The 15,764-nt window shown below is 63.7% G+C and carries 16 protein-coding genes and 1 pseudogene; 4 read left to right on the top strand and 13 right to left on the bottom strand.

The features are described from left to right. Positions 1 to 90: 90 nt before the first annotated feature. The 7 genes from pal to tolQ all read right to left on the bottom strand — a co-directional run bounded on the left by pal (position 91) and on the right by tolQ (position 7,906). A complete protein-coding gene (gene pal / locus AC0L3J_RS15240) occupies positions 91 to 579 on the bottom strand; it encodes a peptidoglycan-associated lipoprotein Pal (RefSeq protein WP_007596304.1) in 489 nt (162 codons plus the stop codon). 268 nt (positions 580 to 847) lie between these two features. Beyond that, a complete protein-coding gene (locus AC0L3J_RS15235; protein WP_456768024.1) occupies positions 848 to 1,609 on the bottom strand; it encodes an N-acyl amino acid synthase FeeM domain-containing protein in 762 nt (253 codons plus the stop codon). Positions 1,610 to 1,772: 163 nt separating this feature from the next. Next, positions 1,773 to 4,103 (bottom strand): putative bifunctional diguanylate cyclase/phosphodiesterase, encoded by a 2,331-nt coding sequence (locus tag AC0L3J_RS15230; RefSeq protein WP_456768023.1) that lies wholly within the window; start codon positions 4,101 to 4,103, stop codon positions 1,773 to 1,775. A gap of 242 nt (positions 4,104 to 4,345) precedes the next feature. After that, a complete protein-coding gene (gene tolB, locus AC0L3J_RS15225) occupies positions 4,346 to 5,692 on the bottom strand; it encodes a Tol-Pal system beta propeller repeat protein TolB (protein ID WP_007596313.1) in 1,347 nt (448 codons plus the stop codon). A 41-nt stretch (positions 5,693 to 5,733) separates the two neighbouring features. Beyond that, the gene (locus AC0L3J_RS15220) at positions 5,734 to 6,693 is read right to left on the bottom strand and encodes a protein TolA (RefSeq protein WP_473347528.1); all 960 of its coding nucleotides are present in this window, start codon (positions 6,691 to 6,693) and stop codon (positions 5,734 to 5,736) included. A gap of 3 nt (positions 6,694 to 6,696) precedes the next feature. Beyond that, positions 6,697 to 7,146, bottom strand: a complete 450-nt coding sequence (gene tolR / locus AC0L3J_RS15215) for a protein TolR (protein WP_018453789.1) — start codon at positions 7,144 to 7,146, stop codon at positions 6,697 to 6,699. Positions 7,147 to 7,189: 43 nt separating this feature from the next. Continuing rightward, entirely contained in the window at positions 7,190 to 7,906 is a 717-nt protein-coding gene (gene tolQ, locus AC0L3J_RS15210) for a protein TolQ (RefSeq protein WP_007596319.1), read from the bottom strand. A gap of 422 nt (positions 7,907 to 8,328) precedes the next feature. Between tolQ and AC0L3J_RS15205 the strand changes: the two genes are divergently transcribed. Continuing rightward, complete coding sequence (locus AC0L3J_RS15205; protein ID WP_473347527.1) at positions 8,329 to 8,847, top strand: DUF2231 domain-containing protein; 519 nt, start codon at positions 8,329 to 8,331, stop codon at positions 8,845 to 8,847. 35 nt (positions 8,848 to 8,882) lie between these two features. Here the strand turns inward: AC0L3J_RS15205 and AC0L3J_RS15200 are convergent. Continuing rightward, a pseudogene (locus tag AC0L3J_RS15200) lies at positions 8,883 to 9,649 on the bottom strand (serine acetyltransferase domain-containing protein). Between the two features lie 314 nt (positions 9,650 to 9,963). Here AC0L3J_RS15200 and AC0L3J_RS15195 point away from each other — a divergent pair. Next, a complete protein-coding gene (locus AC0L3J_RS15195; RefSeq protein ID WP_473347526.1) occupies positions 9,964 to 11,127 on the top strand; it encodes an acyl-CoA desaturase in 1,164 nt (387 codons plus the stop codon). Between the two features lie 207 nt (positions 11,128 to 11,334). Here the strand turns inward: AC0L3J_RS15195 and AC0L3J_RS15190 are convergent, their stop codons facing one another. The 5 genes from AC0L3J_RS15190 to AC0L3J_RS15170 all read right to left on the bottom strand — a co-directional run bounded on the left by AC0L3J_RS15190 (position 11,335) and on the right by AC0L3J_RS15170 (position 14,103). Next, complete coding sequence (locus tag AC0L3J_RS15190) at positions 11,335 to 11,820, bottom strand: DUF2852 domain-containing protein (RefSeq protein WP_007614282.1); 486 nt, start codon at positions 11,818 to 11,820, stop codon at positions 11,335 to 11,337. A gap of 120 nt (positions 11,821 to 11,940) precedes the next feature. Beyond that, positions 11,941 to 12,681: a TetR/AcrR family transcriptional regulator gene (locus AC0L3J_RS15185; RefSeq protein WP_473347525.1), complete on the bottom strand. Its 741-nt coding sequence runs from the start codon at positions 12,679 to 12,681 to the stop codon at positions 11,941 to 11,943. A 92-nt stretch (positions 12,682 to 12,773) separates the two neighbouring features. Beyond that, entirely contained in the window at positions 12,774 to 13,136 is a 363-nt protein-coding gene (locus AC0L3J_RS15180) for a hypothetical protein (RefSeq protein WP_473347524.1), read from the bottom strand. Between the two features lie 38 nt (positions 13,137 to 13,174). Continuing rightward, on the bottom strand, positions 13,175 to 13,579 hold the full coding sequence (locus AC0L3J_RS15175) for a YciI family protein (RefSeq protein WP_473347523.1): 405 nt from the start codon (positions 13,577 to 13,579) through the stop codon (positions 13,175 to 13,177). Positions 13,580 to 13,740: 161 nt separating this feature from the next. Then, positions 13,741 to 14,103, bottom strand: a complete 363-nt coding sequence (locus tag AC0L3J_RS15170; protein WP_473347522.1) for a nuclear transport factor 2 family protein — start codon at positions 14,101 to 14,103, stop codon at positions 13,741 to 13,743. 154 nt (positions 14,104 to 14,257) lie between these two features. Here AC0L3J_RS15170 and AC0L3J_RS15165 point away from each other — a divergent pair, with 154 nt between their 5' ends. Both AC0L3J_RS15165 and AC0L3J_RS15160 read left to right on the top strand, forming a co-directional pair. Next, positions 14,258 to 15,046, top strand: a complete 789-nt coding sequence (locus tag AC0L3J_RS15165) for an SDR family NAD(P)-dependent oxidoreductase (protein WP_473347521.1) — start codon at positions 14,258 to 14,260, stop codon at positions 15,044 to 15,046. An 82-nt stretch (positions 15,047 to 15,128) separates the two neighbouring features. After that, entirely contained in the window at positions 15,129 to 15,566 is a 438-nt protein-coding gene (locus AC0L3J_RS15160) for a hypothetical protein (RefSeq protein WP_473347520.1), read from the top strand. Positions 15,567 to 15,764: the final 198 nt, after the last annotated feature.

The following is a 15,764-nucleotide window of genomic DNA, read 5'->3' as shown; positions in this document are numbered from 1 at the left end:
AGGGGTTTCCGTCACAGATCGCTGAAACGAAACCGGCGCCCGAGAGGGCGCCGGCATAATCGGTTTCTGAAGATGAACGGCGCCTGAGTGTCAGGAGCTCGCGTTCAGCACGGTGACGGCGCGCCGGTTCTGGGACCAGCAGGAGATGTCGTTGCAAACGGCCACCGGCCGCTCCTTGCCGTACGAGATCGTGCGCATGCGGTTCGGATCGATGCCGCGCGAGGCGAGGAACGAACGCACCGACTGGGCGCGGCGGGCGCCGAGCGCGATGTTGTATTCGCGGGTGCCGCGTTCGTCGGCATGACCTTCGACGGTGAAGCTGTAGCGCGGATAGCTCTGGAGCCACTGCGCCTGCTTCTCCAGCGTCACGATCGCCTGCGGGGTCAGATCGGTCTGGTCGCTTTCGAAGAACACGCGGTCGCCGACATTGACGACGAAGTCTTGCTGACTGCCTGGCGTCGCCGCGTTGGCCATCGCATCCGTGGCAGCGTTCTTGTTGGCGCAGGCACCCATCGACAACGCGACGGCAAGCACCGCGGCCAGCTTCAATCCCTGGAGGATGCGCATAGGATGTTTCATTCCGGAGCCTCCACGCTCACGTTTCGTCCACTGCTGTCCGGTCTACAGGGGGTTGGTTAAGCGAACGTTCCGTCAACCTTGATGGAACCTTGCCACAGCCGGTCAAATGCCCCCAACCAGCGAAAAGCAACCGTCATGGTTAATGGGTTGTAAATGTGGCGCGACGGTGAAGGCAAGCCGCGCCGACCGGCAAAAACGCCGGCGTTTGCTGGAATTTTAGGCTCGTGGCGTGGAGATCCAGTCGAGACCCTCGGCCCAGACCTGGGGCCTAGCGGGCAGAACCAGTCGCCGAGGCGACGTCCGGGGTCCGCTGCGTCGCCAGCGACACTGGGCGCGGGGCCGCCTGGCGCGGGCTGCTGCGTTGAAACAACATGCGCCGCTCGAAAGCGCTGGAGCGCATGATCGGAAAGCGCGTCAGCACCTTTTCCCGCTGGTTCCGGAAATCGGACGCCATCAGCACGGCCTTCTTGGTGGGCCAGCCCGGAAACCCGCGCGGCTCCGGTGAAATGGTCTCGTGCAGGAAGATGCGACGATAAAACGCCTGATGATCGGTCCGGATCATGGCCAGCCCGGTGTCGGCGTTGAAATGATCGCAAGCCACAAAAGCCAGCCGCACCGTCAGATAGGGCAGCTCCGGAAAACGCTGGTGCTTTTCGGGATCGGCAACAAACCGGCATGGATCGATGAGAACTTCGCCGCGGTCGAGGCGGGGATGCAGGACGTCGCCAAACACTTCGGTCGTGTAGGACATCCGCCAGTCGGACGTTAGGACGTGAATGCGAACGGAGCTGCAGAGCTCTCCATCGACATAGACCCCGAAATTCCAGGTGTTGGGCGCATCGTCGAAGCGATCGGTCACGCGCCGCGACTCCGACGGCTCGATCAGTCCGGCGTGCAGATAGGCCCGGTACCGCATCAGATAGAGGTTGTCTCGGTCCTCGGGAGTTTCGATCAGGCGGTAATCGATGCGGTCAAACAGAGCGGCTCCCCGCGGAAGGAGCACCGTTTGCGGTTCAGCTCCAGACGTCATCCAGTACCCCTACACTCCAAAGCAACTTCTGCGAGTGTGACGAGATTAATGGTTCATTAACGGAATTGCAAAGGCTTAGAAACGTTAGGGTTAACCTTTGCGGCCCGCAAAAACACGGGGCGCGCACAAGAGCCAAGGCGTTGAAGGAGCAGGCAGTGAAAGATCAGGCGATCGATCGCGAGGACACCATGACGATCTGGTCCTCAGCCCCGCGACGGCCATGCGAGGCATTGAGCAATTGGCGAATCCGGACTGCCGGCACCGGCCGGCTGAACAGATAGCCCTGCCCTTCGGTCACGGTGCCGTCGGCGCTGATCAGCTCGAGCTGATCATTGGTCTCGATGCCCTCGACCACGACCGCCATGCCGAGATCGGCCGACAGCCGCGCCACGCCGCGCAGCAGCGTCAGCGGCCGGTCGGCGTCGATGCCTTCGAGGAAGGAGCGGTCGATCTTCACCTTCTGCATCGGGAAATTGTGCAGGTAGCTGAGGCTCGAATAGCCGGTGCCGAAATCATCCAGCGAAATGCGCACGCCGATCGCATGCAATTGCGACAGGATGTCGTGCGTGAGCTGGGTATTGCGCAACAGCGAGGATTCGGTGATCTCGATCTCCAGCCGATGCGCCGGGAGCCCCGAAACCTCGAGTGCGTAGCGGATTTCACTCAAGACGTCGCGCTGGTGGAATTGCTGCGGCGAGAAGTTGACGGCGACGTTGACGCCCTCCGGCCATTTCATGCATTCCATGCAGGCGCGGCGCAGGATCCAGCGGCCGAGATCGACGATCAGCCCCATGTCCTCGGCGACCGGGATGATGTCGACCGGCGAGACCGTGCCGCGCACCGGATGATTCCAGCGCAGCAGCGCCTCGCACGTCGTGATCTTGCCGGACTTCAGATTGACCAGCGGCTGGTAGAACAGCTCGAATTCCTCGTTGGCCAGCGCCTTGCGCAGGTCGAGCTCGAGGATGCGGCGCGCCTCGACGGTCGCCGCCATCTCGTCGCGGAAGAAGCAGAAGGTGCCGCGGCCGTCGGCCTTGGCCCGGTACAGCGCCATGTCGGCGTTCTTGAGCAGCGTGTCCGCGCTGACGCCCTCCGGCGAGGTCAACGCGATGCCGACGCTGGCGCCGATCTCGACCAGATGATTGTCGATGCGGTAGCGCTCGCTCAGCCGTTCGACGATCCGGCGCGCCAGCGCGGCGGCGTCCTCCGGCGAGGAGATGTTCTCCTGGAACACGACGAATTCGTCACCGCCGAAGCGGGCGACGAAATCCTCGGGGCGCAGCATCTCGCGCAGACGGTTGGCGACCGCGCACAGCAGCTGGTCGCCGCAGGGATGGCCGAGCGTGTCGTTGACCTGCTTGAACTGGTCGAGATCGACGAACAGCAGCGCGGACAGGCGCTCGGCGTCGTGCGAGATCGCCAGCAGCCTTTCGATCTCATCGCGGAAATGAACGCGGTTGGGGAGCGCGGTGAGGTCGTCGTAGCGCGCCAGATGCGTAATCTTGGCTTCGGCGCTGCGACGGTCGGTAATGTCCTCGAGCAGCACCACTGCGCCGCCGTCAGCCATTGGCTGGACAGTCCAGGACAACGACCGGTTTCGCTGCGTGTCGGGATCGGCGGTGATGATCTCCTTGGCTTGCGAACTCTCGATGTCCGCGACGATCCGCTCGCCGCTGCCAGCCGAGATCGATCCGGCGCTGACGCACGCCGCGACGATGTCACGCGCGTTGATGCCGCGTTGCGCGAGACCTTCCGGCAGGTTCATCATTGCGCCGAAGCGGTGGTTCATGACCGCCAGCTGTCCGTCGACGCGGAACATGCAGAGGCCGTGCGGCATGTTGTTCAACGCCGTATCGAACTGGCCGGCGAGCGCGGCTTCACGTTCCCGAGCCACGACCGCACCCATGAAGATTCGGTGCAGATTCACCGAGAGCTGCATGATCGCCATCAGGAACGCGCCGCTGACCAGCGCCATCGCGATGTAGTAGGGCGTTCCACGCAGCGCCAAGGCAAGCACGGCCGGACCGAAAATCAGCACGGCCTGGAGGTGGAAGATCGCAGGCCGGCCATATGCCCTGCCCGCGCCGCCCGCCGCGATTCCGGTGGTGACCGACAAGGCGATCATGTGGGCCACGGCGTCGTCCGTGGCTAACAGGGCGGTAGCGCACCAGATGCCTATCGCAGCCGCCTGGATCTTTGCCCCGATCTGATAGCGCTTCTGCCAGCGTGCGGCCGCCTCGACGGTCATGACCGCCTGACGTGCCTGATAGAGGCGCAGGTCGATCGCGCGCGCGGACCCGGCCAGCACAAGAAGTGCGACGCACGCCCAGATCAGCGGCTCTCCCGTCCTCAGGGCGGTGAGGGCCGCACCGATCGACACGAAAATGAGTCCGGCCAGCAAGGGGCCCGGCGCTTCGAACAGCGAATCGATTTGCGCCGCCGAAGTTTTCGGCGGCCGCTGTTCCGGCTCTCCGCTCTGACTTGCAAACTGCATCTGGTGTTTACGCGCGTCCTGTCTGGAGCGCAGTTTTACCGATCCGGTATGAAGTCTTTCTGAGGGAACATCGTTAAAGTCGAGTTGTTTTGAGTGACCAATAGTCGAAATACATCAATAGAAACAAACCCATGGGAAAAGTTTGCCGAGTGCAACCTTAAAGAACAATTATCGCGGGGAAACATCTGGCAAAGTTTTCGGAAAAGGCGCGCGGTCAAATCATCGCGCGCCGCGGGCAGCGGCTAGCCCGATGTCGAGGACAATAGCGGCGACCATGCCGGGTCGGAAGCGAAGCCCGGCGTCGGCACCTTCAGCTCGTTGCGCCCAGATATGTCGACGGAGAACAGCGACGGCCCGCCGCTGCCGCCGGGATCGCGGAAGAACATCAGCACGCGGCCGTTCGGCGAGAAGGTCGGACCTTCGTTGTGGTAGCCGGAGGTGAGGAGCCGCTCGCCGGAGCCGTCCGGCTTCATCACGCCGATCGAGAACTGCCCGCCGCCTTGCCTGGTGAAGGCGATGTAATCGCCGCGCGGCGACCACACCGGCGTCGAATAGGTGGCGTTGTTGTCGTCCTTGGAGAAGGAGATGCGCTGCGCCGCTCCGCCGCCCGCGGCCATGACATAGATCTGCGATCTGCCGCCGCGATCGGACTCGAAGCAGATGCGGGCGCCGTCCGGGGAGTAGGACGGAGAGGTGTCGATCGCGGGCGTGTCGGTGAGGCGCGTCGTCGAGCGCGAGCGCAGATCCATCACGAACAGGTTGGAATTGCCGCCCTGCTGCAGGCTCATGATGACGCGCTGGCCGTCCGGCGAGAACCTCGGGGCAAAGGTCATGCCCGGGAAGTTGCCGACGATCTCGCGCTGGCCGGTCTCGATGTTGAACAGGTAGACCTTCGGATCGCCCTGGCCAAACTCCATATAGGTGATCTCTTGCGAGTTCGGCGAGAAGCGCGGCGTCAGCACGAGGTCGGAGCCGCGGGTCAGATAGCGCACATTGGCGCCGTCCTGGTCCATCATCGCGAGCCGCTTGACGCGGCGCTCCTTCGGCCCGGTCTCGTCGACGAACACCACGCGGCTGTCGAAATAGCCCTTCTCGCCGGTCAGCTTCTCATAGATCTGGTCGGAGATGATGTGGGCGATGCGGCGCCAATATTCCGGCGAGGTGAAATATTGCTGGCCGGCGAGCTGCTGGCCGGTGACCACGTCCCACAAGCGGAATTCGGCCTTGAGGCGTCCGTCCGGCTGCCGCGTCATGCGCCCGGTGACGAGGGCCTGCGCGTTGAGGGTCTTCCAGTTCTCGAATTGCGGCGCGACGTCGATGTTGCTGATGCGCTCGATGAAGGCGGCCTGGTCGACCGGCGCGAACAGGCCCGAGCGCTTCAGATTGTTGGTGATGACCTGGGTGACGCCGTTGCCAACGTCGCCGTCGGCCGGCGAGCCCGGCACAAAATTGGTGATCGCGATCGGAATCGGCCGAAACTCGGTGGGATCGATGCGGAGCCGTCCCTGCGGCTGCTGGGCGAAGGCTTGTCCGCCCCCCAGCATCGCGAGTGTCGATCCGGTCAGGGTCATGAAGCGGCGGCGGTTCATCGAGCGAACGTCATTCATCGCAAAATTCTTTTGTTCGGATGTCACAACATGTCTTTCAGGCCGAAAGTCATCGGAATGAGCTTCCAGCTCTCGTATTGCTGCTTCGGCATGAACGAATAGACCTGGCACTGCACGATGGCGCGTCTGGCACTCTCCGCCACCGCCTGTGCGATCGACCGCGACGGCCCCCTCACCGCGACGACGATCGGCTCGGACGCGAGCGATCCGTCGATCTTCATGGGAATGTCGATGTCGGCTTCGTATTGATCGGCATCCTGCCCGTTATAGGTCGGCGTGAAGCAGCGCTTCACCGCCCCCTGGAACGCCCCCCGCCAGGTCGCAACGTTGTTGGCGGCCGTTCCGCTCGTCGATCCCAGCGAGGCCGACGCATTCAGCGTCGAGCCGGCGAGTTCGTGCCGGGTCGCCGCGCGCTTGTCGAGGTCACGGGCAATCTGCGCGGGATCGAACGTGCGCTCCTTGGGCTTCGGCTGCTGCTGCGGCTGCACCGCCGCGACCTTCTGCTCCACCGGCTTGGGCGGCGGCTTCTTGGTTTCGAGCTTTTTCTGCAGCTCGGCGATCGGATCTTCCTTGGCCGGATCAGGCTTCTTTTCCTGTGGCTTCGGCTCTTCCTTCGGCTTCGCCTCAGCCACGGGCTTGGGCGGCTCGGGCTTCTTCTCGACCGGCTTTTCGACGGGTTTTGGCGGCGGTTCGGGCGTCGAGTTGGTCTTGATCAGCTCTTTCTTCTCGGTGACCTTGCCGACGGCGTCTTCCTCGGGCTTGGCTTCCGCGATCTTCTCGACCTTCGGCTTCGGCTCTTTCTTGTCGCCGGTCTTCTGCCCCGACATCATCTGCGCGAGCTGGTCGGTGGAGATGATGTCGATCGGCAGCGACTCTTCGGCCGGCACGAAAGCCCTGCTGCTAAAGGTGACGAGCCCCCATCCCAGCACGAGAACGTGGAGGGCAATCGACGCAACGAGTGTCTTGTCGACCTTCACCTTCACGGTTTACCCCTGATCCGCTTCCGTGACGAGCGCCAGCTTCTTGAAGCCTGCGCCGGACAACTGGCCCATCACCTTGGCCACCGTCCCGTAATCCGCCTTCTTGTCGGCACGCAGATAGATGCGTTCCTCGAGCCCGCCGCGCGCGTCCGTGATCGCCTTCAGCTTCGGGATCAGTTCGTTGATCGCGATCTCGGCGTCGTTGATGAACACCTTGCCCTTGATGTCGACCGACATCTGGATCGGCTTCTGGTCATTGTTTTCGAGGCTCTTGGCCTGGGTCTGCGGCAGGTCGAGCGGCACGCCGACCGTCAGCATCGGCGCCGACACCATGAAGATGATGAGCAGCACCAGCATCACGTCGACCATCGGCGTGACGTTGATTTCGGCCACGACCGGCTTGCGCCGGCCACGGCGTCCACCGCCTCCGGACGAACTCGCAACGTTCATGCCCATGGTCTGGTGCCCAAATTGCCCTTCACACTATACATGCCGTCCGTCAGCCCCGCTCGTCGATCTGGCGCGACAGGATGGCTGAAAATTCATCGGCGAAGCCTTCGAGCCGCTGGGCCTGCCGGTTCACCTCGGAGGTGAACTTATTGTAGAAAATAGTGGCAGGAATGGCGGCGATAAGGCCGACGGCGGTCGCAAACAGCGCCTCCGCGATACCGGGGGCCACCACCGCCAGAGAGGTATTTTTCGACGCCGCGATCGACTGGAAGCTCGACATGATGCCCCAGACGGTGCCGAACAGGCCGACGAAGGGGCCTGCGGAGCCGACGGTGGCGAGCACCAGCAGCCGGCGTTCCAGCCGCTCGACCTCGCGGGCGATCGAGACATTCATGACCTTGTCGATGCGCATTTGAAGGCCTGCGACCGAGCGAGCCTGGCTTTCGAACGAACGCTTCCACTCGCGCATAGCGGCGACGAAGCAGGCCGCCATGGAATGCGTCGGCTTGGCCGAGAGCGTGCGGTAGAGGTCTTCGATCGACTCGCCGGACCAGAAAGCCTGCTCGAAACGGTCCATCGAGCGGCGGGTGCGGGCAAACAGGAAGATCTTGTCGATGGCGATCGCCCAGACCCAGACCGAGCAGGCGAGAAGCCCCAGCATAACCGCTTTCACGATCCAGTGAGCCTGCCAGAACAGCGCGATCAGCGACACGTCCGCGGAAGCGGCAACCGGAAGGGCTGACTGAGCCACGTCGGCCGGATTCATAAGCAGTATCCTCTCAAGGCGATCGTTACCTGATGTCCCGACCTAATGTCCCGGCCAGCAAATGGCCGCCGGTTCCCCAATAGCCGCGCTAGAACCGGCGCGGCCGGCAAGCCCGCTCAAAGCTTTGTCTTTCTGGGGTGCAGGGCTCGTCCAAAGCCAGCCGCCTGCATTCCCTGCCAAGATGTCAAAACTATGGGCCCGACCCCAAGGCTCAGACTTCGGGCTCTGGGCGCGATTGTCCGCAATTACCAGAGCCCGGCGATGGTTAATTCGGGGTTACCGGGACTGAATTTGGCTGCGGGAAAGCTAGGCGTTGCAGGTGGTTGGCAAGCTGCCGGCCCCGGCTGTTGCTGACATCCGTCGGAGGAACCAGCCCTCGCCTGAAAAATTGTCCCGAAAATCACTCCTCGCGAGGTTTTGCCATGAGCATCAACCCCAAGTCGACCGCCGCCATCGGCGATCATCCGCTCCACCCCATGATCATCCCGTTCCCCGTCGCCTTCCTGGTCGGCGCGCCCATCGCCGATCTCGCCTTCATCGGAACCGGCGACGGCTTCTGGGCCAGAGCCGCGATATGGCTGATCGGCGCCGGCATCGTCATGGCGCTCGTTGCCGCCGTGGCCGGCTTCACCGACTTCTTCAGCGACGCCCGTATCCGCAGCCTCAACGATGCCTGGTATCACATGGTCGGCAATCTGGCGGCGGTCGTGCTGGCCCTGATCAATTTCTACCTCCGTTATGCGCAAGGCGCGGAGGCTGCGGTCAAGCCGTGGGGCGTGGCGCTCTCGCTGATCGTGGTCGGCATCCTCCTGTTCACGGGATGGAAGGGCTGGGAAATGGTCTACCGGCATCATGTCGCAGTGCTGGACGCGCCGGGCCAGACCAGTTCGGAGCCGGTCAGGCCGCATCATGGCGGCGAGCGCCACCGCCGCGCCGCCTGAACGAGGAGCACGTCGCCTGATGACTTGAGGGCGAATCAGGCCGCCGAGGCGGGCTCTGGGCAATTGGTCAGCCGCGCCGGATTGCCGACTGCGGTGCAACCCCGGGGCACGTCGCTCATCACGACGGTGTCGGCGCCGATCTTTGCAAAATCGCCGATCCTGACGTTGCCGAGAATCGTCGCGCCGGAGCCGATGAACACACCGCGGCCAATGCGAGGCGAGCGCGCCGGCAGTTCCGTGCCGCGACCAATGCTGACGTTCTGAAGGATGGTGGCCTCGTCGCCGATCGCCACATCGGCACCGATCACGATGCCGGTGGCGTGGTCGAGATACACCGACGATCCCAAGCTCGCCGCCGGATGAATGCTGACCTGCAGGACGTTCGAGGCCTCGTTCTGAAACAGCAGCGCCGCGTCGCGATGGTCGTGATGCCAGAGCCAGTTCGAGACACGCCAGGCCTGCAAGGCGACGTAGCCCTTGAAATGCAGCAGCGGCGCCAACAGTCCGGTGATGGCGGGATCGCGGAGCACGATGGCCTGCAAGTCGCGGCCGGCCGCCTCGATCAGATTCGGCTGGCCATTGAAGGCATCGCGGGAAAATGTCGTGAAGCGCGCGCGTTCGGCCGCGCTGTCGCAAGCCGCCGTCCGATCAGGTCGGACAATGCGGCGGTAAAATCGTCATGGGCGAAGATGAGACCGCCAAGAGTCCGGCCGAATATGGGGTCGGCTGCCGCTGCGCGCTGCGCCTCGTCGCGGATCTTCTGCCAGAGGGTCTCGCTCGGCATGATCGCAGCTTCCGTCATCGTTGCCGCCTGCGATGTTTTGACGCTTCCTTTTCGCTGTCGGATATAGAGCGTCGGCGGCGCGCGCGCCACGCTCCCCGTGAGGCTACGAGCTTGCATGCCAGGCGGCCGGGATCATATATATGGAGGAAGTCGAGTTCCCGGCCGAAGCTATGGTCTCAGGATCGTGCTGCCGCGCTGGCCCGGGTTGTTCAGGCAAAGTATCTCGTTCGAAGCCCCGCAGCGGTCCGCCACCCCCGGATTTGTCGTACACAGCGGCCCTCAGTGCTGCCGAAGCGACTCCGGATCCCCGTCATCCAAGGTCACGCCAATCCATGTCGCCCAACGCCTCCGCCGACGACCAACACGACGACATCATGTATCCCTCCGCCCTGCCGTTCCTGCTGGTCCATCTCGGCTGCGTTGCAGCAATCTGGACCGGCGTGACCTGGCAGGCCATCGCGATCTGCGCCTCGCTGTATGTGGTCCGCATGTTTGCAATCGGAGCGGGCTACCACCGCTATTTCTCCCATCGGGCTTTCGCGACCGGCCGGGTGTTTCAGTTCATCCTGGCCTGGCTTGCGCAAAGCACCGCGCAGAAAAGCGTTTTGTGGTGGGCGGCCAAGCATCGACATCATCATCTGCATTCCGATACCGAAGACGACGTGCATTCACCGCGTCATCGAGGCTTCCTCTACAGTCATCTCGGCTGGATTTTTTACCGGGAGCACGATGGCACCGACCTCGTGAAGGTCGGCGATTTCGCAGCCTATCCGGAGTTGATGTGGCTGCATCGCCTGGAACTGCTGCCGGCCGTTACGCTGGCTGCGCTCTGCTTCCTGGTTGGCGGGTGGTCCGGCCTCGTCGTCGGCTTCCTGTGGAGCACCGTGCTGGTTTATCACGCAACCTTCTGCATCAACTCCCTCGCCCACGTGCATGGACGCAAGCGGTACGTGACCGGCGATGATTCTCGCAACAATTGGCTGCTGGCCTTGTTCACCCTCGGTGAGGGCTGGCACAACAATCACCACGCTTACCAGAGCAGCGTGCGGCAAGGTTTTCGCTGGTGGGAAATCGACATCACCTATTACATCCTGAAGGTGCTGTCCTGGTTCGGCATCGTCTGGAACATGAAGTCGCCGCCCGAGCAGGTGCTGCGCAACGAGCAGCCGCTTGGCGCACGCGTCATCAACCGGGCGGCCCGTGAGCTCGCCGGACGGTTCGATGCGCAGACACTGGCGCATGCGATCTCGTCAGCGCTCCGCCGAGCCGATCTGGCCCAGCTGCAACTGCCGACGCTGCATGACATCCTCGGTCGCGCGCACGAGGGCGTCGATGCACTGACGCATCTGCATTTGCCGAAGATTCCGACCCGCGAGGAGTTTCTCGCCGAGGCCAAGGCGACGTTCGCGCGAACGCGATCACTCAACGAGATCGTGGACTACGCCTACGAACACTTCCTGGAGTCGGTTCGCGCGCAGCTCGCCACGGCGCGCTGACCAAGTCTCTCTCTCTGGACCAGACTTCCAGACCAAGACTTTTCCAAACCAAGGCAAATCCGGACGGTCGCGGCAGCCTGACGCGCATTCCCAAAACCAAACCGCCCGCCTGCGGGTTGCGCAGGCGGGCGGCTCGGGGCCATCAGGACTTTGGGGGCATGCGCCTGACGGCTTTGAGAGGCGTCAGTCCCGAGATCAACCTTGAGATCAACCCTGCTGCTGGTCGGTCGGCGGCGGGGTCGGGCGCGTCTTGTGTTGGGCCATGAACTGGTCGAACTCTTCCTTGTCCTTGGCGTGACGCAGACGGTCGAGGAAGTTCTTGAACTCGACCTGCTCTTCCTCCAGCCGCTGCAATGTCTCGGTGCGGTACTCGTCGAAGGCGCGGTTGCCGCTCGAGGGCGGGCCGAAGCCAAAGCCGAAACCGTGGCGCTCCATGCGGCCGCGCATACGGTCCATCTTGTACTGCATCCGCTCCATCTTGTTCTGCCAGCGATCCTGGTTGCTCCAGCACGACATTCTTCTGCTCCCGAGTGTGAAAAAGAGAAGGGCAAGTCCGATCGGCCACCAGATGATGAAGCCGACGATGGTCACGGCGATCCAGCCGGGATGCCAGGGCGTATTGAGCATGTGGGGGCGCTCGTAGTGTTGGTCCGAAGGGCCGCGCCATCGATTGACATCAGCGGTGTAGGCCATTTCCCTCTCCATGACGGCATCAGCGCCGTTGTGAATGTAAATAACATTTACATAGGTAGATCATCCCGCGATTTTGTCAAGCCGACCGCCCGACAGGGCGGGGGAATTATTTGGGTAACTTTATTTCGGCTTGCCCCAGGGACCACCGGGCGGCACGCCCGAACCGGAGGATGCCTCCGGTGGCACCGGCGGCGGCTCGGCGCTTTTCGCCGGGGGACGGCGATCGGTCGGGAAGCCGAGACCGCGCAGATAGATCAGCACCTCGGCTTCGAGCAGTTCGTCCGGCGACATCGGCAGCTTTCGACGCGCAGCATCGCCGCGGGAGAACAGCGAGGCCACGCCATGCGCCATCGACCAGATGTGCAGCGCCATCATCATCGCCGGAGGCCGCGGGGTGCCCGGCGGCGCCAGCGCGGCAAGCCGCTCCGCCGCGGCACGAATGATGTTGAAAGCACGCTCGCTGGCAGCCTGGAGCGCCGGATTGGAATCCACCGGCACGCCCGATTCGAACATCGCGTTGTAGAACGCGGGCTCGTCGCGGGCGAAGGCCAGATAGGCCCTGCCGACACGCTCGAACGCCGTGACGGTGTCGGGCCGTCCGTCGTCCCAGGCCGCGGTCAGGCGCGCTTCGAACTGCTCGAAGCCACGCTGCGCGATCGAGGACAGCAGTTCTTCACGGTCGCGAAAATGCCGGTACGGTGCCGCCGCGCTGACGCCGGCCATGCGCGCGGCATCGGCAAAGGTGAAGCCGGCCGCGCCCTTCTCGGCGATCAGCCCGAGGGCGGCCTGCAACAGGGCTTCCTTCAGATTGCCGTGGTGATAGCCGCGCTCGGCGCGGCGCGTCTCCTTGCGCCAGCTCATGTGAACGACCTTTACATGAGCTGGCGGTGAACGTCACTAGCGGCGGCCAGGTTGATCGGCCGTATTCTTCCGGGTCCGGCGCGGCCGAAGTCCTAGCCACCCGGAATTGGCAGAACCGGCATGATCTCGACGCGTTCGCCGGGGAAAATCGCGAAGTGCGGGTGGTTCTCGAACATCTTCGCCGCGGCTTCATGGGATGCCGCGCGCACCACGGTGAAGGCGCCCATCTCGTTGGCGATGTCGGCGATGCCCTTGCCGTCGACCTTCTTGGTCTTGCCGAGCGGTCCGCCCATGGCCTGGATCGCGCCCTGGTGCTTTTCGACCCAGCCCTTCCAGGCCGCCATGCCCTCCCGCTCCTTCGCCTTGCGCTCGGCCTCGGGCATCGCATCCCATGCGGCCCATTTGGAGCTGGTCTTGCTGCCGAGGAAAACGGCGAGATAGGTGTCGGTGCTCATCGGTTCTCTCCCTTGATGATGGATGGACGAAGCTGCGGCTATTTCTTGAGGTCGCCGAAACCGGCGGCGGCCTCCTGCACGTCAGGCGGAAAGTCGCTCATCTCCTGCACCTGACGGATCTCGATGATTTCGTTCGGTGCGGCCGGACACCGCCTGGCCCAGGCGATTGCCTCGGCACGCGAGGCAACCTCGATCATCCAGTAGCCGCCCAGCACCTCCTTGGCCTCGGCGAACGGACCATCGGTCACGATGGGCTCGCCGGCCGCAAACGAGACGCGCGCGCCCATCGAGGGTGGGTGCAGGCCATCGAGCGTGATCAGCACGCCGGCGTCCTTCAGCGCCTCATTGTAGCGCATCATCGCAGCGACCCGCTCGGGATCGAGTTGAACGTCGGGCGCCGCGGTCTCGTAGCCGAGCGGGATCATTAGCATCATGAATCGCATGAGCATTCCTTGCGTGCTTTTGTCGTTCGGGTTGCGCGGCGAGGCGCCACTCCGGATGGACGGGAGCGACGGCCCGGGCCGCCCGCCCTCACCTCCAAGACGAAGGAACCTTGACGAAACCGACAGATGACGAAAATTATTCTGGAGATTATTGGCTGGCGCTAGCGCGCCTGCGGCAGGAACCGCCCGTCCTGCCGGGCAGCGCCGAAATAGACGTCGATGCGGACCTTGCCGCCGGCAAAGGTGAAGAACTCGGTATTGCGAAAGCTCCTGCCATCTGTCGCCAAGCAGAGATAGGTGACGAAGGCCTCGTCGCCTTGGACGAAAATCCGCTCGATGTCGTGCCGCGCAATCCAGCCGGTGTCCCTCCAGCAACGCTCGAAATAGGCCGCCTTGTCGAGGTCATCGTCGAACGGGCTGGTGAAGCGGAAATCGTCGGCCAACGCGTCGGCGACCCGCTGCCGGTCGTTGGCGAGATAGGCAGCGAAAAGGTCTCGAATCCGGCGCTCGTGATCGTTGGACATTCCGGGTCTCCCTGGCAATGATCCCCTGGAAGACGATCCATCGAGGACCGTCCCGACATCGTGCCTTCGAGTTAAGACCTTCCTCGTCGGAACGAAAGCGAAGTAAAAGAGGCTCGCGCTCGCGCGACCAATCTTTCATAAGGACGATCAGCCAATGCCCCCTACCCCGCACCGTGTTGCCCTCGTCACCGGAGCTGCGCGCGGCATCGGGCTTGCGACCGCGAAGAAGTTTTTGGCCGAGGGCTGGCGGGTGGCATTGCTCGACATCGAGGGCGAGCTGCTCGGTCGCGCGGTCGCCGAGATCGGCCGGGACGAGGCCACGCTGGCGTTGACCTGCGACGTCTCGGACGCAGCCGCAGTTGCCGCCGCGATGACGACGGTCGAACAGCGGTTTGGCCGACTCGACGCGCTCGTCAACAATGCCGGCATTGCCGTGTTCGCGCCGCTGATGGAGACGTCGGAGACTGATTGGCGGCGCGTGCTCGAGGTCAACCTCACCGGGCCGTTCCTCTGCACCAAGGCGGCGGTGCCGCTGATGCGCGACGGCAATGGCGGCGCCATCGTCAACATCACCTCGATCTCGGCGGTGCGCGCCTCGACGCTGCGCTCGGCCTACGGCACCAGCAAGGCCGGGCTCGCGCACCTCACCAAGCAGCTCGCGGTCGAGCTCGCGTCCCTCAACATCCGCGTCAACGCGGTCGCGCCGGGGCCGGTCGATACCGCGATGGCGAAGCAGGTGCACACCAGGGAGATCCGCGCCGACTATCACGACGCCATCCCGCTCAACCGCTACGGCCTGGAAGAGGAACTCGCCGAAGCCATCTACTTCCTGTGCTCGGAACGATCGAGCTACATCACCGGCCAAATTTTGGCCGTCGATGGCGGCTTCGATGCGGCGGGCATCGGCCTGCCGACGCTGCGCGGCGAACGGCGGAACGGATAGACACGGCATAGGTTGGATTTGCGAAGCGTCACCTACCTCTTCTCGTCGGCCTATCCTACGGACTCGAATTCGCGGAGGCTTCATGCGACGCGTCACCTTCCTCAGGGCCTTGATGCTCGCATCCGCGCTGCTCGCCGCCACGCCTGCCTCGGCCGAAATCCGCATCATCCAGTCGCCCGGTGGACAGGTCGGGCCGTTCCTCGATTTGTTCGAGAAGGTGCGCGAGAGCGGCGAGCGCGTGGTGATCGACGGTCCCTGCCTGTCCGCCTGCACGCTGGTGCTGAGCATCGTGCCGGGCGAGCGGATTTGTGTGACGAAGCGTGCCGTGCTCGGCTTTCATGCGGCGCGCTCGGTCGATCGGCGCGGACGCTTCTACGCCGAGCCGGAAGCATCCGATGCGGTGCTTGCGGCCTATCCCGGCCCGGTGCGCGACTGGATCAGCCGCCGCGGCGGTCTCTCGTCGCGGTTGCTTCTGCTGAAGGGACGCGACCTCGCCGCGATCTATCCGCGCTGCCGGTAATGATCAGCGGACGCAAGCGCCCGCCAAATCGCGCCGGTCACCTGCTTCGTGAGGCCTAATAAAAACTCTGGATCAGCTGGGTCAATTCCATGCTCGCGCAGATGAGCATACCCCAAAGTGCAAAGTTGATCTGCAGCGCCGCCGCCATCGGTCGCTCCCCTTCCAAGTACGCCCGCCCCAGTTTTTAAAGTTTTATGA

Source organism: Bradyrhizobium sp. Kon37 (genome assembly GCF_055807535.1).
Note: the sequence above shows the minus strand (reverse complement) of the source record. Positions and strands in the feature narration are given on the sequence as shown.